At 37.0% G+C, this 21,523-nt stretch carries 15 protein-coding genes; all 15 read right to left on the bottom strand.

Annotated elements, in window-relative coordinates:
- Positions 1-31: 31 nt before the first annotated feature.
- Complete coding sequence (locus ACAN52_RS07240; protein WP_378953906.1) at positions 32-1,720, bottom strand: methyl-accepting chemotaxis protein; 1,689 nt, start codon at positions 1,718-1,720, stop codon at positions 32-34.
- An 89-nt stretch (positions 1,721-1,809) separates the two neighbouring features.
- Positions 1,810-3,297 (bottom strand): UxaA family hydrolase, encoded by a 1,488-nt coding sequence (locus ACAN52_RS07235; protein ID WP_378953905.1) that lies wholly within the window; start codon positions 3,295-3,297, stop codon positions 1,810-1,812.
- A 28-nt stretch (positions 3,298-3,325) separates the two neighbouring features.
- Positions 3,326-4,846: a tagaturonate reductase gene (locus ACAN52_RS07230; protein ID WP_378953903.1), complete on the bottom strand. Its 1,521-nt coding sequence runs from the start codon at positions 4,844-4,846 to the stop codon at positions 3,326-3,328.
- A gap of 27 nt (positions 4,847-4,873) precedes the next feature.
- Entirely contained in the window at positions 4,874-5,518 is a 645-nt protein-coding gene (locus ACAN52_RS07225) for a bifunctional 2-keto-4-hydroxyglutarate aldolase/2-keto-3-deoxy-6-phosphogluconate aldolase (protein ID WP_378954362.1), read from the bottom strand.
- Positions 5,519-5,735: 217 nt separating this feature from the next.
- The gene (locus ACAN52_RS07220) at positions 5,736-6,683 is read right to left on the bottom strand and encodes a sugar kinase (protein ID WP_378953902.1); all 948 of its coding nucleotides are present in this window, start codon (positions 6,681-6,683) and stop codon (positions 5,736-5,738) included.
- A 117-nt stretch (positions 6,684-6,800) separates the two neighbouring features.
- Positions 6,801-8,144, bottom strand: coding sequence for a glycoside-pentoside-hexuronide (GPH):cation symporter (locus ACAN52_RS07215; RefSeq protein WP_378953901.1), 1,344 nt, complete (start codon positions 8,142-8,144; stop codon positions 6,801-6,803).
- A 403-nt stretch (positions 8,145-8,547) separates the two neighbouring features.
- Positions 8,548-9,825, bottom strand: a complete 1,278-nt coding sequence (locus tag ACAN52_RS07210) for an ROK family transcriptional regulator (RefSeq protein WP_378953900.1) — start codon at positions 9,823-9,825, stop codon at positions 8,548-8,550.
- A gap of 8 nt (positions 9,826-9,833) precedes the next feature.
- Entirely contained in the window at positions 9,834-10,325 is a 492-nt protein-coding gene (locus ACAN52_RS07205) for an arsinothricin resistance N-acetyltransferase ArsN1 family A (protein WP_378953898.1), read from the bottom strand.
- Positions 10,326-10,357: 32 nt separating this feature from the next.
- The gene (locus ACAN52_RS07200; protein ID WP_378953896.1) at positions 10,358-11,137 is read right to left on the bottom strand and encodes an HD domain-containing protein; all 780 of its coding nucleotides are present in this window, start codon (positions 11,135-11,137) and stop codon (positions 10,358-10,360) included.
- Positions 11,127-11,441: a hypothetical protein gene (locus ACAN52_RS07195; protein ID WP_378953895.1), complete on the bottom strand. Its 315-nt coding sequence runs from the start codon at positions 11,439-11,441 to the stop codon at positions 11,127-11,129. Before ACAN52_RS07195 ends, ACAN52_RS07200 begins: the two co-directional genes overlap by 11 nt.
- A gap of 19 nt (positions 11,442-11,460) precedes the next feature.
- Positions 11,461-13,218 carry a hypothetical protein gene (locus ACAN52_RS07190; protein ID WP_378953894.1) on the bottom strand — a complete coding sequence of 586 codons (1,758 nt, stop codon included), beginning with the start codon at positions 13,216-13,218 and terminating at the stop codon, positions 11,461-11,463.
- Positions 13,208-14,962 (bottom strand): DNA repair helicase XPB, encoded by a 1,755-nt coding sequence (locus tag ACAN52_RS07185; RefSeq protein WP_378953893.1) that lies wholly within the window; start codon positions 14,960-14,962, stop codon positions 13,208-13,210. The genes ACAN52_RS07190 and ACAN52_RS07185 overlap by 11 nt, the downstream gene beginning before the upstream one ends.
- A 239-nt stretch (positions 14,963-15,201) precedes the next feature.
- The gene (locus tag ACAN52_RS07180; protein WP_378953891.1) at positions 15,202-16,500 is read right to left on the bottom strand and encodes a dicarboxylate/amino acid:cation symporter; all 1,299 of its coding nucleotides are present in this window, start codon (positions 16,498-16,500) and stop codon (positions 15,202-15,204) included.
- Between the two features lie 181 nt (positions 16,501-16,681).
- Entirely contained in the window at positions 16,682-19,132 is a 2,451-nt protein-coding gene (locus tag ACAN52_RS07175) for an ATP-binding protein (RefSeq protein WP_378953889.1), read from the bottom strand.
- Between the two features lie 212 nt (positions 19,133-19,344).
- Entirely contained in the window at positions 19,345-21,366 is a 2,022-nt protein-coding gene (gene ptsG, locus ACAN52_RS07170) for a glucose-specific PTS transporter subunit IIBC (RefSeq protein WP_378953888.1), read from the bottom strand.
- Positions 21,367-21,523 lie beyond the last annotated feature (157 nt).

The raw sequence follows: 21,523 nt of genomic DNA, 5'->3' as shown, positions 1-21,523 counted from the left end.
TTCCTCCATAAACTAAAAAAATCCAACTTGATTAAACCTTAAATTGTTCAATCAGATTTTTAAGATGATCAGCTTTATTAGCAAGCAAATTACTTGCTGTCGAAATTTCTTCCATTGAAGCCAATTGCTCTTCCGCTGCTCCTGAAATAGTTTGCGTACTTGCGGCGGTATGAACGACCATGACCTTCATTTGATCGACAGATTGTAATACTTCATGACTAGAGTCTGAAACCAGTGTTGTCACTACATTAATTCCATTAATTTCTGTTGATAAATTTTTGATTAAGTCAACAATATTTTCAAATTGCCGACCTGTATCTTCCATGACTAGACTTCCATCAACCACATCGTTGCAACCTTTTTTCATCAAAGTTACTGCTTCATAGGTTTGTATTTGAATTTCTTTGATAATAGCACTAATCTCTTGAGCTGACGAGTGAGATTGTTCGGCTAACTTTTTAACTTCATCAGCAACAACAGCGAATCCTCGTCCTGATTCTCCTGCTCGTGCGGCCTCAATGGCTGCATTGAGGGCTAATAGATTCGTTTGACTTGCAATATTACTAATGGCATGCACAATTTCACCGATTTGTTTGGAGCTCTTATCTAACTTTTCGACAACTGCCGCCGACTGACTGACAGAATGATTAATTTGCTCCATTTGCCGGCTGGCACGAGATACAATCTCACGACCTGATAAAGCTACTTGTTCCGTTACATTAGATTGTCGGGCAACATTTGATGCATTGCTTGAAATTCCATTCATCGCTTTTACCATATTGTGTACCAAGTGCACCACTTGTTCTATTTCTTTTGTTTGTGCATCAGACCCTGAAGCTACACTGACTGTCGCTTCGGCCACCTGTTCCGAAGCCTTTGCCGATTGTTCGGAAACGATTGTTAATTGTCTAGTTGATTGGGTTACATACTCCACAGTGCCAAGCACCTGTGAAATCAGATTTCGTAAACTATCGCCCATGATCTCAAAGGAACCAATTGTATCACTAATTTCATTATTGCCAGAATAGTGAATATTCTTTGGACGTAAATCACCTTTTGCAATGGCATCAGCAGCGTTAGACATAAGTCCTAAAGGTCTAGAAATTCGTCTCGAAAGCCAAATTGAAACTCCGATCGCAACAACTAGAATGATAATGTTCAAACCAATCATCAAAGTTGCAATTCTAGATTCTGTTGCCTTTGTTACTTCGATCTGATTATTAATCTCCTGAGTGATAAAATTCGTAAAATCATCTGTAATTTTTTCAATGTAGATCGCTCTTTGTCCGCTTGCAGCAAGAAACTTCAAAGTTCCTTCAACACCCAATTGATCTCTTATGCCAGTTCCCTGTACTAACACTTTGCTATATTCATTCATAGCCAATCGCAAAATTCCTATTTCTTTGTAAGCCTGAGGACTATCCATTTTCTTTTCTAATTCTTTAATAGTAGCTTCAATCACTTGTTGAGATTTATCACTATCCTGAATGTATTTCACATCACCTGTCAGAATATAATTTCGCACATGGGTATTTCGTTTCCACAATTCTACACGTATATCTTTCACTTGACCAATTAATAAGGTTGAGTTTTCCAACATTTGTTCATACTTTTGTTCCATTAATCGACCACGATAATGCAAATATACATTCATAGACACAAATACAACAATCAAGGCCACGCAAGTTGCCGTGATTTGTTTACCAATATTCATTTTCATAAGGCACCTCTGTATTTCGCAAAATAATTTGGGACAATAGACTTACATAGTATTCAACTACTTGCAAGTCATTGTCCCAAAAATCACCTTTACAACGTCACACCATTTTTAAATATCGCTATTTCACGGAAACCCATTTTTTCTGATTTTGTCAACGTTCCTGATGCCACCTGAATCACATGCAATAATAAATCATCTGCAACATTCTCCATAGATTGTCCTTTTAATAAGACACCAGCATCAAAATCCATCCAATTGGATTTTCGTTTGAAAATTTCACTATTGGTCGCTATTTTACTCGTTGGCACAGCCGTACCAAGGGGAGTTCCTCTGCCTGTCGTAAACAAGATAATTTGGCAGCCAGAAGCAGCAAGAGCAGTGGCAGCTACCATATCATTACCAGGCGCACTGAGTAGGTTCAGTCCTTTTCTTCTAACCACATCTGTGTACCCTAATACATCGACGACTTTGCTCCGTCCACCTTTTTGTGTACAGCCTAAGGATTTCTCTTCTAAAGTTGTAATACCGCCTTTTTTATTGCCAGGTGATGGATTTTCATAAATAGGCTGATTATGATCTTCATAATACTGTTTAAAATCATTAATTAGATGCACAATATTGCCAAAAACCTCTTCATTGATGGCACGATCCATCAAAATTGTTTCCGCTCCAAACATTTCCGGAACTTCAGTCAATATAGATGTTCCTCCATTGGCAACCAATTTATCTGAGAATTCACCGACCAATGGATTGGCTGTAATTCCTGAGAAACCATCAGAGCCACCACATTTTAAACCTACAATAAGTTCTGAAATCGGGCAGTCTTCTCTAGCGTCCATTGCTGCTTGTTTTACAAGTTCACTGATGATTTCAACACCGCATATAACTTCATCTTCCACGTCTTGAGCGACTAAAAATTTGACCCGACTATCATCGTATTGTCCGAGCACTTTTTTAAACTCTTCAATATTGTTGTTTTCACAACCAAGACCAAGAACTAAAACCCCAGCAGCATTAGGATGTTTAACTAAATCAGCAAGAATTTTTTGCGTATTGCTATGATCTTCGCCGAGCTGTGAACAACCATAAGGGTGAGTAAATTCATAGATTCCATCGATATTCCCAGCTGTCTTTACGATATCTTGCGCACCACTTGCAATGAGCTGAGCTGTACGATTCACGCAGCCAACCGTTGGAATAATCCAGATTTCATTACGCACGCCAACCTTACCATTTTGTCGACGATAGCCTGCAAAAGTTTTAGGAATCGGCTGAATGCTGCTCTCTGCATGTTGAGGATGATACTGATATTCCAAAATATCTCCCAGGTTGGTTTTCACATTATGAGAGTGAATCCAGTCGCCCACTTTAATATCTTCTGTCGCATGACCAATGGGAAATCCATATTTTACAACATTGCTTCCTGCCGGGATATCAACCAAAGCGACTTTATGCCCTTTAGGGATGATCACTTTAGGCACGATCGAGAGCGTGCCAACCGTATAGCTCTCGCCACTTGCCAATTCTTCAATCGCTACGGCAACATTATCATGTTGACTAATTTTATTTAATAACAAAATACATTCCTCCACATCAGAGATATTGTTATACTAATTCTGCAACTGTTTTTTGCATGCCATTTGTCGTAATTTTATATAAATATTCGCCAAGACAATCCGTAAAACCAGCCGTTTCTGTTAAATCTTTATCCCAAAGTCTTGTGTTTTTTAATACTAACTCAGCTACAGCCTTAGCTGACTGTTGACTACCATCAAAATTCGACCATGCAGCTGCAAAAAATTCTAAAGCCCATACATCATCTTTCATTACAAACTCGCCTGCATCACGAATTGCTTGCATCCCTGTACCATCAATTTTTCCATCTTTATACACAGCAATAAGAGCTGCTAATGAAAAAACTAATTTTTGCGGTAATCTACCATTCAGTTTATGATATTCAAGAATGGATGGTAAAACCCGCGCCTTAAACTTCGAGGATGAATTTAAAAGGATACTTAATAAATAATGTTTGATATAAGGATTTTGGAATCGCTCTACCACAGCATGAGCAAAATCAACTAACATATTTTTATCAAGATCAATAGAAGGAACAATTTCATCTTGAATGATTTGTCTTACATATTTACCCATCACTTCATGATCCATCATTTCTCCGACTGTCTCTAAACCATACAAAAAGGCTGCAGGTACAGAAGCAGTATGAGCACCATTCAAAACGCGTACTTTTCGTGTTCTATGAGGAGTCATATCCTCTGTCCATACCACATTTAAACCAACTTTATGGAATGGCAGACGTTCTGCCAATTCTTTTGGCCCTTCAATAACCCATAAGTGGAATAACTCTCCTGTATTTACCAAAGAATCTTGATACCCTAACGAAGCAGTAATTTCTTTTATTTCATCTCTTGGATACCCCGTTACAACACGATCGACAAGCGTATTCAAGAAGTGATTATTTTCAACTACCCACTGAGCAAACTCTTGAGGTAAGTTCCAAAGTTCTATATATTGCAAAACAGCTTTTTTCAAGTTGTCGCCATTGCGATCAATTAATTCGCAAGGGATGATGACCATCCCCTTCGTAGTATCCCCTTTAAAGCATTGAAAACGATGATATAAATAGGAAGTCAATTTTCCCGGATAGGAAGTAGGAGGCTGATTCTCAAACTTATCTTCTTTATCAAAGGTAATTCCAGCTTCCGTAGTATTGGAAATAACATATTCAATCAATGGATCTTCTGCACATTTTAAATAAGCATCCCATTGAGTATAAGGATTGATACAACGACTAATAGAACTAATGACTTCTTTTTCTTCTACAGGTTTTCCATCGCGTAAACCACGAAGCAATAAAGTATATAAGCCATCTTGTTCATTAACCATATCTGCTAAGCCTTCTTTGATTGGCTGTGCAACGACGACACGTCCATTAAATAGATTTTGTTTATTGAGTAAATGAATCATCCAATCAGCAAACGCTCTTAAAAAATTACCTTCACCAAATTGAATCACTCGTTCTGGTAAATTTTCCGGATATTTTTGTACACTTAGATCCTCTAGAAAGGAAAAATCACTATTAACTAAAGAACTGTTTAACTTTTGCATTATAATCCTCCTCAACTCTTTTTATTTTTATAAACCGCGTGCGACGCGAACTTTTTCAATAAATTGTTTAGCGATCTCTTCGATCTTTTTAAAATCACCCGTTTTAGCGCCACCTGTTAAATTTCCGCCAACACCAACAGCTACACACCCTGCTTTAATCCATGCGCCTACATTATCCAAATCCACACCACCTGTTGGCATTAAGGAAGCTTGTGGCAAAGGACCTTTAATCGCTTTGATGAAAGATGGTCCAAAAGCATCACCTGGGAATACTTTTACAATATCAGCACCTGCTTCCATAGCAGCAACAACTTCAGCAATGGTCATAGCTCCTGCCATAATTGGAATTTGATAGCGATTACATAATTTAACGGTTTCAATATTTAAAGATGGGCTTACAATATACTGTGCACCTGCAAGAATCGCAATTCTAGCCGTTTCTGGGTCAAGTACAGTTCCCGCTCCAATAATCATTTCTTCTGCCGTATATACTTTTCGTAAGTCTGCGATTACACCAGCTGCATCAGGGATCGTAAAAGTAATTTCTATAGCGGCAATTCCGCCCTTCATACATGCATCTGTAATTTTTATGGCTTGATCCGAACTATCAGCTCTCACGACGGCCACTACCCCAGACTTCATAATTTTTTGTAATACATTTAATTTAGGTATCAAAATAACGACCTCCTGTAAAATTTATATTATTTATTATTTATTATTTATCAAGGATTTATTAAGGACAATCGTCAGAAATGGGATATAGGGCTCTAACAGCATTACACAAAAGCAAGAGATGCCCTATATCCCATTTCTGGCAGACTCATCATGAACATCGGATCTCCCACTCTTACTAGTAGGAGATCCATTTGAGGTTTTTCTTATACTACGCTCACTTACTGAGATAAGCTTCTAATTTTTTTCTAGTTGGATAGCCATCTGAATCGCCTCTAACCATAACCGCCATTGAACCAATGGCATTTCCACGTTTCACTGCTTGTCCAAAAGATAGACCTTCATGCATGGCGGATAATACACCAACAGCAAACCCATCACCAGCGCCGACTGTATCGACAACTTTAGAAACCTTAAAGCCTTCTTCATACCCTGTCGTGATTGATCCATCTTCTTCTCGAATTGAATAATAAGCACCTTCCGCGCCATTTTTCATGATAACAAATCGATTACCTTTCTCATGAAAAAATGCAGAAACTTTTTCCCATTCAGTCGTACCAACTAATAATTCGGCTTCATGTAACCCTGGTAAAATCAAATCTGACAATGCAGCAATCTCCAACAATGTGGTTTTTGCTTCTTCAGCCGTCCAGAGTTTTAAACGAATATTTGGATCAAAAGAGATCAGCATACCTCGACTTTTTGCCATTTTGATTGCCGCGAATAATGTTTCCTTACTTGTTGCACTCAATGCTGGAAAAATCCCCGTTATATGAAATATTTTCCCATTTTCAAAGTAACTTTCCTGTAACATATCCGGGCTAAAATAACTTGCCGCCGAATGTCTCCGATAGTAGTAGACAGCAGGATCTCCTGCATCATTACGTTCTTTCACTAGTAAACCAGTTGGATGAACTGTTGATGTCACAACAGCCGAAGTATCTACACCCTCACCACGAATACTATTGCGTATATACGTCCCAAAAGGATCATTACCAATGGAACTGATCCAGCCTGATTGGTGTCCTAGTCTTGCTAGTCCAATCGCGACATTCGATTCCGCCCCTGCAACGTGACGTGAAAAGCTAGATACAAATTCAAGTGGATCTCCTTGGTCTGCAATCAGCATAACCATACTTTCGCCGATCGTAATTATCTCTGGCATTATGTTGCAAGCACCTCTATTCCCTTAAAGTTATTTAATTTAATTAACTAACTTTATATACTATTCGCTTTTTTTATAAAAATTCCTGTTAGGGAATCATTAAAATACTTTTTTATTTTATGCAGATTTTGCTTTTAATTCTTCTACAATTTCACCATGTCTCTTATCACTTAAAGTATATAAGATAGCTACAACAAGACCTGCACAGAAGATCGTCACTGCTGGATATAAAAGCAATAAACCTTTGATACCGGCTAATGATTGCGCGCTTTGTTTTACATTTGGTACATAGCCGACAAGGGATAAACCAATACCAGAAGCAAAACCAGAAACAGATTGAGCAATTTTTCGTGCAAAGTTAAAGAATGAATAAGTAATACCTTCTCTTCTCTCACCAGTTTTCCATTCGCCATAATCAATAGAATCAGAAACAAATGCCCAAGTCACAGCATTCGGAATACTAATACCAACAAAAGCAATACTTGCTAAGATCGTAAAGGTAATGAGATCGCCAGGAATTAAGAAATTAACAAAATCAGCAGCACAACTAATACCAAAACCAATCATTGCTGTATTTTTTTTGCCAAAACGTTTTACCATTTTAGGTATCAAAGTAATACCTAAACAAGAACAACCAATTGTGATGAAACTAATGTAAGGCATTAAGCTAATATCACCAAGATTATATTGGCAATAATAAATTAACATGGCAGATTTTATATTATAAGCTGAAATAGTAAAAATAGTCATTAAAATAAGTGCTAACAAAGGTTTATTGGTAAATACAGATTTAGCCATGGCTTTAATCGAAAATTTTTCAGTTGAAGAAATCGTTTTACCGATGATTACTTCTTTACAATTTTTAAAACAGAAGTAGAAAGCTGTGACACCAATCACTGAAGTAAGAGCAACAACAACAGGCCATCCAATATGTGGATCAGAGAATTGTTTGATCAAAGGTACAACCATTACGCTTGTAATAAGCAACGCTCCTAAAGAACCAGCTTGTCTCCATGATGCGAGTGAAGCTCTATCAATCGGATCTTGTGTCATAGCTGCTCCTAATGCGCCATAAGGAACATTTGTGAAAGAGTAGCCCACACCCCACGCCATATATGTGGCATATCCAAAAAACATTTTTGCAGTTGGTGAAAGTTCTGGGGACAAGAATACAAATACTGATAAAATTCCAAGAATAATACTTCCTGTAAACATAATTTTTCTAAACTTACCTGTCTTAGGATCAAATTTTCTAGCATCAATAAAAGCACCTGCAATTGGATCCATGAAAGCATCAAAAATCTTCGTCAACAAGAAGATGCTGCCTGCAACTGCTGCCGGAATACCAAATACATCTGTGTAGAATTTAAGCAGATATATTTGTCCCATATCAAACATGAAGCCATTACCAAAGTCACCTAGACCATAGGAAATCTTCTCTTTCAAACTTAATTTACTCATTTAATATATGCCCCCTTTATTTCTTACCAGTTTTTGATTTATTTATGGATGATTATTTTTTTCTAAAATTCCTGTTATTATTTAAATATTTTTCGACATTTTTCTGCAATATAATTGCTAATTTACTTCCTTTCTTTCTTTATTTTCTACTTCATTCACTATTTTTTATCTTGTCTGATTATTTCTACTTTGATTATATTGCAAAAGTTCTGTTTTGTAAATACACTTTCTTAATTTAATTAATTATCTTTAAATTTCCAATTCTAGCTTTTACTAGCTTAATCAAACTTAATCCATCTTACTTTAATTAAGCGAATGCTCAACTTTATAAATTCGTAAAAAAAGATCTAAAACCATTCACAGGTTCTAGATCTTTTTTCATTGAATCATCATTTTATTATACTCATTTTTGCTCTACGTTATCCACACCATCTTCAAATATATTAGAATTTGGTGATTTTAACAGTTTTTTAAGGGCAAGAGCGCAAGCTCCGATCACACCTGAATCAATACCAAGTTTTGAAATAAGGATCGGTGTTGCATCACCTACTTCGGAAAAAGTATGAGTCGCAATCACATTTCTGAACTCTTCTATAAAAATTTCTGCGACAATGGACATTTTCCCACCAATAAAAACTGCATCCGGATTATAAAGATTGATCATATGAGAAATTGCCAATCCTACGTATCGACTTGTTTGCCGTAAAACATCTCGCGCATAAGAATCTTCTTGCAAGGCAACTTCCAAGATATCATTAATCTGAATCTCATTATGAATGGCAAAACGTTGTTGGAGAGCATCTTCATTCGCAAGAAAAGGTAACTCCGCAGTTACTTTTCTTAGAATTGCAGGAATACCACATATAGTTTCCAAACAACCACGATTTCCACAATTACATAATGCACCTTGCTCAATCATGACAGTATGTCCGATTTGACCAGCATATCCCTGAGAACCTTGTACAATAGATTCTCCCATAATGATCCCCGCACTAATGCCTTCACCCATATTGATGTAAATTAAATTTTCACAATTAGTGCCGCCACCAAACCATTTTTCTCCTAAGGCAGCAACTTTAGAGTTCGTTTCAATAAAGACAGGTATATTAAACTCTTGGGTCAAAACAGTTTTCAATGGGAATCCATTCCATTTTTTACCCAGATTAACCGCTCTCTTGACTGTACCCTCGTGTGTATTAAGCATCCCAGGAAAAGCAATCCCTATTCCTAAAAACCTTTTTGATTGATGATCTTCATGTAAGATGACTTTTTTTATGGTATTAATTAATTCTTGAACCGCAACATCAGGATTCTTCATATCAACTTTTATACGTTGTATATCAATAGGGACATTTTTCAAATCTGCAAGCGCAATCGTTATTTCTTGACTAGTAATTTCAATTCCAATTACATATCCTGCCAGACAATTAAATTGTAACGTTACTGGCCGCCTTCCGCCTTGCGATTCTCCTAACCCCACTTCTTTTACAAATCCTGTATCAATAAGTTCACGAATGATCCCTGTAATGGCTGGTGGTGTAAGTCCAGTTACTTCTGCTAGTTGCTGGCGTGAAATCAGTTCATTTTCTTTAATAATATTGATGATTCTCATGCGATTTAATCTCTTAACATATTTACTATTAGCAGGACTTCTCATTATTTTTATCCCCAATTTTTCCACTTATCATTTTACTCCCTAAGAAACTTTTCCATGATGGTCATATCAATCCACTTTCCATCTAACATACCCTGTTTCAGATATGTCCCCACTTTTATGAATCCTACTGAACTATATAGATTTTGTCCTGCATAATTGGAAGCAAAGGTACTCAATACCAGTTTGTGAAATCCTACTTCCTTAGCAATTTCCATAAGTTCTACCAATAGTTCTTTTCCTAACCCCTTACCGCGTTCTTCACGGCGGATATAAATCGATAAATCAGCTACTCCTTGATAACACTCACGAGGATTAAATACATTAAGGGATGCCCATCCTTTTATGTAACCATCTTCGTTCTCAATAACAATGACCTTATGCCTTTCACTGCGTATATTAAACCAGTTTTCCATTTCTGCTACACTTTTCAAATTGCTCTCTAAAGTTGCAATTCGATCCTGTATGCCTTGGTTATAAATTTCAGTAATTTGCTCAATATCACCGATCAAAGCAATGCGAGTCAAAAAAATCTCCTCCCCCTTTGCATATGATGAAATTATGCAATCGCATGTTCTTCAGCATACTTCTTTATATAGGAATACACTCCCTGAATATCATTTGTAGCAGGTAGCTTCCCAATCATTTTCTCTATATAATGATGCCGTAATATATAGGAAAAAGAATAAGTATAATTAATATCATAAATCCACGATAAGCGAAAAAGCATTAAATCCGCTGGGGTTACAATTTCTTTAGGCTCAATTAAATTTCCTTGTAAAAGTTCTTGAATGATAAAGTCAGAATACCCACTAGCAGAGGTTAGTTCTGGCGGCTCAGGTATCTGATTTTCTTTTTCATCAGTGACTAGCATAGAAAAAATATCAAGTTTATCTGCATCACGTGTGATTTTAGAGAGTACTACACACTCATCCGAAAGATTTTGGGGCAAATAACGAAGATTATGGTAGAGTACAGCTTGTTTCACAACGTCCTGCTGCTGTACCGATAAACCTGCACTCGTCAATATATTTGCCTCTTCTAAGACATCAAGTCCAAGTTTTGCATGGTTAATGGACAAGCCATCGTTAAAAGTACGATAGATCTGATATTGTTTAAATCGACCAATATCATGCAATAAAGTTGCAATCTCAGCAAGCTTCAATTGTTCAGGAGAAATGGCAAGCCAACGTCCAATATCACTCCCATGCTGCATCACACGCAGAGTATGTTCTTCTTTGAGACGCACATGAAAATAAAGTTGTTCATCTGTTGAATAAAAACTTTGTACATAGTGCTGAAACCACTTCTGTAAAAATAAGAGAGAATTATGTAGCATGTTTCTTTTTACTCGGAACTGCGGTAAGTACAATTTGTTTCCCCTGACGTGCCACTTTAACATCAAAATCCACAATACCTTCTTTATATAACTCAACTTTTATCTCAAGTAACATTTTACCAACTTTCTCCTGAAGTTCAGTTGTAAAAAATTCACTGACATAATCCACTGGTTCTTTCTTGCTTTGCTTTACAGGTTTAGGTGCTGTTATTTCTTCTGAAAAAATATCGTTTTCAAAGGTAATTTGTTCTTGATAATCACCAAACATAGACTTATCACTTAAATTTTTAGGAATTTTTGCCATATTAAAATCCACCTACTTTTTATTTATTTAACCATTTATGTAAACTATCTCCAGAAAAAATTCCAGGCCTTGGAACCCAATTTTTCTTTTCTAACCATTTTCGGATCACACTTTCACCTTCTGGTTTAACGAGTAAACTTTGAGGGCCAATTTGTCCAATAACGTATGCAGAAAGCTTACTTTGCAAAGCGATTTCTGTTGCCATTTCAGGAGTCTCACAAGACAGTATCGTAACTTTAGCAAAAAGTGTCCGGTCATACGCAGCACACCAATGTTCTAATGCCTGTATCACATTCTCTGCAGGTGGAACCTTACAATGATCATTAATGACCTCAAATAACTCACTGACAGCCACTCCGCCTTTAAGAGCACGTAATACACTGTCTCGACTGAAATTTCCTTGATAAACATAATCTTGAATGTGTGTCGTTCCAAACACAGATAATATCCACAATAAATAAGGTGGCGCATAACGCGGTGCAAAAAAAGAAAGATCTGGCTGAATAATGAGTTGCTGCTCAATTTCAGCAGGCAATACATCTTGCCATTTTGCAAAGAGTCGAGAAAAATCAGAAGTAGTACTTTTGCTAAAGATATCGACGTTAGTAATGTGCTGTAAGGACTCGCCTCCATCATTTTCTTCTGCTAACCATTCCGCAAGCGCCAATCCAAGAGATGTCAATCTCCAAAATTTCCTAATTTCTTCTTTGTTTTTGAGCCAAGGTGTTTCTAATTTTTCCGTGGTCTGCTCAAAGAAGCCTAAATACATCATCGGTTCTAATACCACTGACTCTACCCATTCTTCACTGCGAAAAGGATTTTTATGATCAAAGATAACCGCTGAATCAGATCCAATGCTAGTCATCATCAAGGCTGTACTTGTTTGCCAGCATCCCTTTGCCTGAACTGAAGTTTTTAGTAAACGAGCAATAAAAGAGAAGCTTCCTCTCTTTTGAGAATTGATGCGAGAAAGTTCCCAACAGAGTGCTGCTAGAAGACGATGAGGAGGTGAAGAAAAAATAAAATCCTCCCATCTTTCAGGATTAAAACCATAATAACGATTATCAATCTGTTCAGTTATAATTTGTACTGCTTGGATTACTTTGAGCCCATGAAGCAACATAAACATTTTACTCGTATACAAATTTTCATCGGCAGCTTCTTCCCAATCTTCTGTGGCAGCAGCGCTTAACCTTGTAACCAAGCGACGTAATACTGTTTTGGACAAATATCCTTTTGCAGTAAGTTTCGGTTTTTCCACGTAAAAAAAAGCTGCCATTTCAACCAAATCAAATAAAAATTGTCCATTTTTGATCAAAGTTTGATGCTGGGCTGGTAACTCAGCACTCAAAAAGCGACTAAATGCCGGTATTGCTTTAAGAGTTATTTTAAATTCAGAAACAATAAGAAGAGTATAGGGCTGATCACCCTCTAGCAACCATCCTTCCTGCACTAACTCTCCCACTAAAGTTTGTACTACTTTTTTAGTGATTTTACCAGAAAAATACTCATAGATTTTTTCGATTTTTATAGGACAACCAGCATATTCACATAAAAAAGTGATAATTAGCTGTTTTTCTAAACTAAGAGCATTATATAGTCCCATAAAACGTGGAATATTACAAATTGCTTCATGAAGTAAATTAGGAACATTGCCAACCCAGCCGCTTACATCAAAACGCCAGCACATGCGATTTAACGCAGTCGCTCGCATCAAATGAAGATCTTCCAAAGTATATGTTTTATCCATATCTAATGGTAATTTTTTATTTACCACAGCCTTCAATTCCTTCCTCAAGCAATGTCTCATCAAAATCTAAAATTTGGTATTGATATCCTTGCTCAGTAAGGAATAATTGACGGTGATGAGCAAACTCCTGTTCTCTGGAATCTTTGGATACCACACTATAAAAAAATGCACTTCTACCATCTTTTTTAGGCCTTAATATTCGCCCTAAACGCTGTGCTTCCTCTTGGCGTGATCCAAAAGCACCAGAAACTTGTATGCCTACGGATGCATCAGGTAAATCAATGGCAAAGTTAGCCACTTTCGAAACAACAAGTACAGGAATTTTTCCAATACGAAATTGTTCATATAATATATCACGTTTTTCCGTTGGAGTCTTACCAGTAATTAAAGGAAAGTCAAAATGAGCTGCTATAGCTTCCAATTGTTTTATATATTGACCGATAATCAATATACCGTCATCAGCATGCTTATGCAATAAATAGTCAATGGCTTTTAGCTTATCTGCATTTTCTGCCTCAAAACGATAAGCCATTCGTTCTGGTACTTGAGCACATTCCATTCTCAATGAAAAATCCATAGGTACACGCACTTCAGTACAGATAGCTGTTGCAATCCAACCAGCTTGTTCCATATCACTCCAGGGAACATCTAATTTTTTTGGTCCAATCAACGTAAATACATCAGCTTCTCGACCATCCTCTCGAACCAATGTCGCAGTGAGACCAAGCCTCCGTCGAGCCTGCAATTCTGCTGTCACCTGAAAAACAGGAGCTGGCAGAGTATGGACTTCATCATATATAATCAATCCCCATGCACGCGCATTAAAAATCTCAAAATGAGGAAATGGCCCATTCTTTTGAGGACGATACGTAACCATTTGATAAGTAGTCACAGTCACTGGACAAATATTTTTTTTGCTACCTGAATATTCACCGACTACCTCAGACTCAAGAGTGGTTTTCTCAACAATTTCTCGCATCCATTGGTGTACAGCACTTGTAGATGTGGTTAAGATCAAAGTATTCATACTGATTTGCGCCATGGCTCCAATACCAATGACCGTCTTACCCGCACCACACGGTAGCACCAATATTCCTGATCCTCCAGTCTCTCGCCCATTATCATAGAAAAGATTAACGGCTTGTTGTTGATAATTACGTAATGAAAATGGATTGCCTGCATCATCATATTGACTCAAATCAATCTCTAATTGCTCACCATCAATATAACCAGCCAAATCTTCTACAGGATAACCGATTTTTACCAAGAGTTGCTTAACAATTCCCCGCTTGCCTGATGACAATATCAATGTATGATCATCAAATTTATGATGAAAAATTCCTTTGGTTTCTTTATGTCCAGCAATCGCCATAATAGTCGGAATATCTTGGGAATATAAATAAAGAAATTCTCCAGGTACGACAGGTTCACTCTCTTGAGCAAGGGAAACACTCGGTGGGTTTGCCATCAATTTTACTAATCCATACCGCCCCATATAGCCTTGAATATCACGACATACATTATTTGGGATGGGAAACTTAACATACTGCAGCAAAAATTCAAGCACTTGCTCAGGAGTCTGGCCTGTAGCTGCTGCATTCCATAAGGATAGGGGCGTAATACGATAAGTATGAATATGCTCAGGGCTTTTTTCTAAATCAGCGAAAACGCCTAACCCACTACGCACTTTTTCAAAATCAGCATGATATGCTTCAAGCAATACAGAGAAATCTCCTTGAACAATCATTGGATTCGTAGGATTATATACCACAATGGCCTCCTAATATTAATCTATCTATTATGGATATGAGCTTAGAAATCAGTCTACACTTCAATTGTACGACTCTTAGGAAGATTCGTCAAAATAAATTAACAAATCCTTATCTGCTATTATCTGTATTAAAATAATAATCAATGCAATAAGTAAACAGACTCTGCCTTCATTAAAAGCAAAGTCTGTTTATTATATCTACTTGATGTTATATTTTCTGATTCCAAAACTACAAATTCTTAATGACAATTCCCTTTAGCGATATCTCCATTAAGGTCTGAATCTGAGGAATCATTATTTAACTCATTATGAAACTTTACTTCATCTAATTCATTTTCCCATTTTGCAATGACCACAGTCGCGATGCCATTACCAATTAGATTAGTGACAGCTCTAGCTTGCGACATAAAGCGATCAATTCCAAAGATTAAAGCAAGTCCTCCTACTGGAATTCCTGGTATCACTGATAAAGTAGCAGCAAGAACAATAAAGCCACTTCCTGTTACGCCTGATGCCCCTTTCGATGTTAACATGAGGATGGCAAGAATCGTTAACTGTTGCGTTAAGGTAAGATCCGTATTTGTAGCCTGAGCGACAAAGATCGCAGCCATCGTTAGGTAAATCGACGTTCCATCAAGATTAAATGAATAGCCCGTTGGAATCACTAAACCAACAACAGATTTAGCACACCCTAATTTTTCTAATTTATTCATCATGCGTGGCAATACACTTTCTGAAGAAGCGGTACCAAACACAATCAAAAATTCTTCTTTAATGTATGAAATGAACTTTATAACGCTAAATCCTGCCCATTTTGTAATTAACCCTAAAATGACAAGTACGAATAAAATACAGGTCACATAGAAAACAGCTAACAACTTACCCAAAGGCAATAATGAGGCAATACCATATTTACCAATTGTAAAAGCCATTGCACCAAATGTACCAATAGGTGCAAGTTTCATAATAAGATCCACCATACCAAATAAAGCATGGGAAACTTCACTAATGACACTAAATAAGCCCGTTTTCTTGCCTCCCATTGCTGATAAAGCCCAACCAAACATGACAGAAAACAATAAAACTTGCAAAATATCGCCTTTAGCAAAAGCATCGACAACTGTTGATGGAATCACATTCATTAAAAAATCTTGTGTACTTTGTGCTTTGGCAGCTGTTGTATAAGCCGAGATGGCTCCACTGTCTAAACTTTTCACATCAATATTCATGCCGGCCCCAGGCTGAGCCCAATTAACAATAACCAACCCTACAATTAAAGCAAAAATAGAAACAACTTCAAAATAAATAAGTGCTTTTGCGCCAACTCGACCCACTTTTTTCATATCATCCATACCAGCGATACCTGTAACAATGGTACAGAAGATAATAGGAGCAATAATCATTTTAATTAACTTGATGAAAGCATCACCAAGTGGTTTCATACTTTCACCTAAAGCAGGGTAAAAATGCCCTAAGGCGATCCCCACAACAATAGAAAAGAACACTTGAAAATGCAACGATGTATAAATTTTTTTCATTTAATTCTCCTTTCCATTCATTGTTTTTCAATACATATACATTATCATAAAAAACGCAAAAAACAAGGATTCTTAAAGAAAAATACAAGATACAATTTAAAAAACCTACGTGATCCTACAATAAAAATCATGTTTTTCTTCTCTATTTTATCAATATTTCCTTGATAAAACGATGGAAAAATTAGTTACTTTTACGATCTTCCTCTTTTTTAAGTGGAAAATCAATGATGAAAGTTGTCCCTTTACTGAGTTCGCTCACACATTCAATCGTGCCACCAAACTGTTGCGTCACGATATTATATAAAACCGATAAACCTAGACCCGTGCCTCCCATGCCGCGCTTGGTTGTAAAAAAGGGATTAAAAATCTTCTCTAAGACTATATCTTCCATCCCCTGCCCATCATCCGAGTAGGTCAGATGTACCGTCTCATCCTTTTCTATGATAATCCGAATGGTAATTTCACCTATATCATCAGGCTCATAAGCATGCATGAGTGAATTCATAATCAGATTTGTTATGATCTGAGCAAAAGCCCCTGGGAAGCTATAAATTTCTAACTCTTCATCACATTCAACATTAATTTTATAGTGAGTCCTCTTAAGTTTGGGCTGCAAACTTAATAATACTTCACCAAGATATTTCTTCACATTAAAAATCCGCATTGTTTCATTCGACTGATCCACTGAAACTTGTTTGAAGCTACGAATTAATTGAGAGGCTCGCTCCAAATTAGAAAAAATAATTGTCGCGGCTTCATCAGATTCTGCCAAGTAATCCGTTAACCCTTTCCGACTTAGATTACCACTTTCATACAGTTCATTAAATTCTTTTGTAATCACTTGCAAATGAGATACTGCCGTTACACTAACACCAATAGGAGTATTAATTTCATGAGCGATACCTGCCACTAGATTTCCCAATGAAGCCATTTTTTCCGACTCTACCAAATAAGTTTGTGCTTGTTTCAATTGTTCAAGATTCTGAGCTGATTCTTGGTTCACAGATTGTAGTTCTTGATTAATGGCAAGTAAGTCTTGAGTCCGCAGTTCCACTTTCGTTTCCAATTGATCATAGGCCTGCCGTAGAGCTTCCTCTCCGTTTTTACGCTGCGTAATATCACTAAGCGAACCAACAATACGAACAGGTTTATCCCCTTCCCATAAAGCTTGCCCTCGGCCAAATGCCCATTTAAAAGTGCCATCTAGACAGCGAACACGGTGTTCAGCACTAAAAAAATCCGTTTCTTTAGCAAAATGTTTTTCTATAAGTTCATGGACGATTTCACGTTCATCAAAAGGAAGAATTTCCATCCATTCATCAATATTTCGTGGCATAGTCGTATCATCATAACCAAACATTTCTTTGGCACGACTAGAAAAAAATATAGTACCAGTTTTGATATTCCAATCCCAAATACCATCATTACTGCCACTGAGTGCCAAATGCCAACGTTCTTCACTCAGACGCAATGCTTGATTACTATTATTAATTGCTTTCATATTTTCCCGAATCGTTGCCGACATGGTATTAAAGGTCATACATAGTTGGCCAATTTCATCTTGGGTCTTGACATCAATCACATGGTCAAAATCACCACTGCCGATTCGAGCGGCATGGAAATTTAGTCTCTGCAGTGGTACAACAACTTTAGATTCAAACAATTGAAAAATCATCACTGCTAATAATAAGATCGAACAAATTAATACAATCATATTTTGGGTTAGAATCCATCTCACCGATGCAAAAGCTTCCCTCACTGGCATGACCATTACCAAACGCAGTCCTGTATCACCAACCGGAGTCGCTACAACGAGAACCTCTTGGCCATTTAGAATGGTCTCCATCATCCCAGTTTGATCTTTATCAAGCACGATACTCGCTATATTTTTTAAACTTGTTACATTTTCTTCTGTGTCTTCAATTCGTGAGTATTCAGTAGCTAGATTTGCTAACGGTGCACCACGGCTGCTCACTAAGAATCCATAACCACTGTTACCAACTTCCATCTCATTAATGTGATGGATCAATTCTTCAAGACCAATATCAACACTTGTTACTCCAATCACATTTCCATCTTTTTTAATCGGACTGGATGCGGTAATCATAATGACACCTGAAATTGCATCAATATATGGTTCACTCCAGGCTACTCTTACCCCAGGTTTGAGGGCCTTTTTATACCAATCGGATTGAAAGTAATCATGTTTCTCATTACTATACTCCCAAGTTAGATGATATTCTCCGCCCACACCACTACGAAACAAATAGGGAGCGTAATATTTTTCTTGCTCACTATGGACAAAAGGTTCTAACCAGAACCCACCACCAATAATCAATGGCTCACGCGCCATCATTAGTTTCATAATTCCTAAAATTGCATCTGCATTAGAAATACTCAATGCTTCCATTGTTTCGGCCTGCGACTCGACAACCTTACTAGTGACAATAAAATTAGTATTTAATCGTGTTGCCTCATTACGCCCTTGTGTTTTTAATAATTCTACAATTTTTTCTTCTAATATTCTACTAAATTGATAGTGGCTAAATCCAGTTTGCAAGCTAAAAACAATGATCGTCATGATTACCATTGTCAGTGCAAATATTGTCTTAATACTTTTAATCTTGCTCATTATCTCACCACCTCACTTATACCTGAAAACTAAACTAATGATCAATCAATTTTTATTTTTAATATATAGTGATGCTATTCTAGCGTTTTAAGACAAAATCCTCTTGGGATGCATCTTTTTTAGAAAAAAAGCAAAAAAAGACTCACAATTGCTTTTGAATCGATATAATAATCCGATTCATATCACAATTGTGAGTTTTTTATACCATGATACTATTTAATTTTAATAAATCCTTTTTCTCCACGTTTTACATTTTGTCCATTTTTAACTTCAACTTTTTTACCTTCAGGAAGATTAGTAAAAACAATGGGGGTAATCAAGGAAGGAACTTTCCCTTTGACACTAGCAAAATCTACTTTTAACATAGGTTGTCCAACTTTGACTTTATCGCCTTCTTTAACAAAAGCAGTAAAACCTTCACCTTTTAAATTAACAGTATCCATGCCAAAATGAACGATGAGTTCTAAGCCATTGTCAGCTTGAATCGCTACTGCATGTTTACTATCAAGTAAACTAACAACAGTTCCATCAACAGGTGATACAACTTCACCATTGATCGGTTCGATAGCAAAACCATCACCCATTATTTTTTGTGAAAAAACCTGATCAGGCACTTGGCTAATATCCATGATTTTTCCATCTAATGGAGCAACAAATACACCAAGCTCCCCACTATTTGTCTCTGTGCTTGCAGCAGGCACTTGAACATCATCATATGTTGCAGCTACTTTTCCATCGACAATGTCTTTGATTTGACTTTTTAATTGATCGGATTTTGGTCCAAAAATAATTTGAAGATTATCACCAACTGTCATAATGCCAGCAGCTCCTAAGTTCTTTAATTTATTTTTGTCCACAAGATCAATTTTCTTTACACTCACACGTAAACGAGTAATGCAAGCATCCAAGTTACCAAGATTTCCTTTTCCACCTAATGCATCTAAAACTCCAGTTGCCAAACTATAACCTGTAGAGCTTATGCTTGCATTCTCATCCTCTATTTCTCGACCAGGAGTCTTTAGATCCCAAGTACGAATAGCAAAACGGAAACCAAAGTAGTAAATCAGGGCGAAGACTAAACCTACAGGAATCACTAACCACCAGTCCGTACGATTCGGAATGACGCCGAAGAGTAGATAATCGATGACTCCGCCTGAAAAAGTCATACCAATTTTGACATTGAGAATGTGCATGGTCATAAATGATAAGCCAGCAAAAATACAATGAATACCAAACAGCATCGGTGCAACAAATAAGAAAGTAAATTCAATAGGTTCTGTAATCCCTGTCAAGAAGGATGTTAAGGCCGCTGACGCCATAATACCACCAACCAGAACTTTCTTTTCTGGTTTTGCTTCATGATAGATGGCAAGGGCAGCTGCTGGTAAACCAAACATCATGAATGGGAATTTACCTGTCATGAAGGTACCGGCTGTGAAAGGAACACCATCTTTAAGCTGAGCAAAGAAAATGCTTTGATCACCATTTACAACTTTACCAGCTGCATTCACATATTCACCAAACTGATACCAGAAAGGATTATAGAAAATGTGATGTAAGCCAAAAGGAATGAGAGAACGTTCAATTACACCAAAAATAAAGGCTGCCAATGTTTTATTCGTGTCGATCATATTACGCGAGAAGTGAGTAAGACCATTTTGTATGGGAGGCCAAGCAAACACCATTACAGCACCTAAAATTAAGGCTGCAACAGCAGTGGCAATCGGTACAAAACGTTTTCCGGCGAAAAAGCCTAAATAAGCAGGAAGTTCAATATTATAATATTTTTTATACATGGCTGATGCCAAAATACCAACAATAATACCACCGAATACCCCGGTTTGTAAGGTAGGATAACCGAGTACCATGGCGAGTGCTGGATTTTTAGCCGAAGCCATTTCTGGGGTAATGCCTGCCACAAGACCGATGGTGACATTCATAATCAGAAAACCAACAATGGCTGCGAGACCAGCAACGCCTTCACCACCCGTTAAACCAACGGCTACACCAACGGCAAAAAGAAGTGAAAGATTACCAAAAATAACGCCACCTGCTTGTTCCATAACTTGGGCGATACCGTGAATATTTTCTAGTCCAGGAAAAATAGTAAGAAGTGCGGGATTTTGAAATGCATTACCAAAAGCTAATAAAAGTCCTGCGGCTGGCAATAATGCTACCGGGAGCATTAAAGCTTTACCAATTTGTTGTAAGACACCAAATGATTTTTTAATCATAATCTGTATTCTCCTCCAATCTCATATTTAGTTTTTATCTCTGTCCTATTAGATTGCAAGATACGTGCCAAACATAGTTTTATATTTTTATTATTAACAATAATCCGTTTAATTATGAGATAAATCAAGACTTATCTCATAATTAAAAAAACACTTC

The sequence above is a fragment of the Pelosinus sp. sgz500959 genome, from assembly GCF_042610375.1.
GTDB lineage: Bacteria > Bacillota > Negativicutes > DSM-13327 > DSM-13327 > CTSoil-075.
The sequence above is the reverse complement of the archived record's forward strand: the minus strand, read 5'-3'. Positions and strand labels throughout refer to the sequence as shown.

Excerpts from the sequence above, each read along its gene's own strand:
- ACAN52_RS07195 (WP_378953895.1), bottom strand. The coding sequence starts at position 11,441 with ATGGCAAAAATTCCTAAAAATTTAAGTGATAAGTCTATGTTTGGTGAT.
- ACAN52_RS07215 (WP_378953901.1), bottom strand. The coding sequence starts at position 8,144 with ATGAGTAAATTAAGTTTGAAAGAGAAGATTTCCTATGGTCTAGGTGAC.
- ACAN52_RS07230 (WP_378953903.1), bottom strand. The coding sequence starts at position 4,846 with ATGCAAAAGTTAAACAGTTCTTTAGTTAATAGTGATTTTTCCTTTCTA.
- ptsG (WP_378953888.1), bottom strand. The coding sequence starts at position 21,366 with ATGATTAAAAAATCATTTGGTGTCTTACAACAAATTGGTAAAGCTTTA.
- ACAN52_RS07180 (WP_378953891.1), bottom strand. The coding sequence starts at position 16,500 with ATGAAAAAAATTTATACATCGTTGCATTTTCAAGTGTTCTTTTCTATT.
- ACAN52_RS07240 (WP_378953906.1), bottom strand. The coding sequence starts at position 1,720 with ATGAAAATGAATATTGGTAAACAAATCACGGCAACTTGCGTGGCCTTG.
- ACAN52_RS07175 (WP_378953889.1), bottom strand. The coding sequence starts at position 19,132 with ATGAGCAAGATTAAAAGTATTAAGACAATATTTGCACTGACAATGGTA.
- ACAN52_RS07220 (WP_378953902.1), bottom strand. The coding sequence starts at position 6,683 with ATGCCAGAGATAATTACGATCGGCGAAAGTATGGTTATGCTGATTGCA.
- ACAN52_RS07200 (WP_378953896.1), bottom strand. The coding sequence starts at position 11,137 with ATGCTACATAATTCTCTCTTATTTTTACAGAAGTGGTTTCAGCACTAT.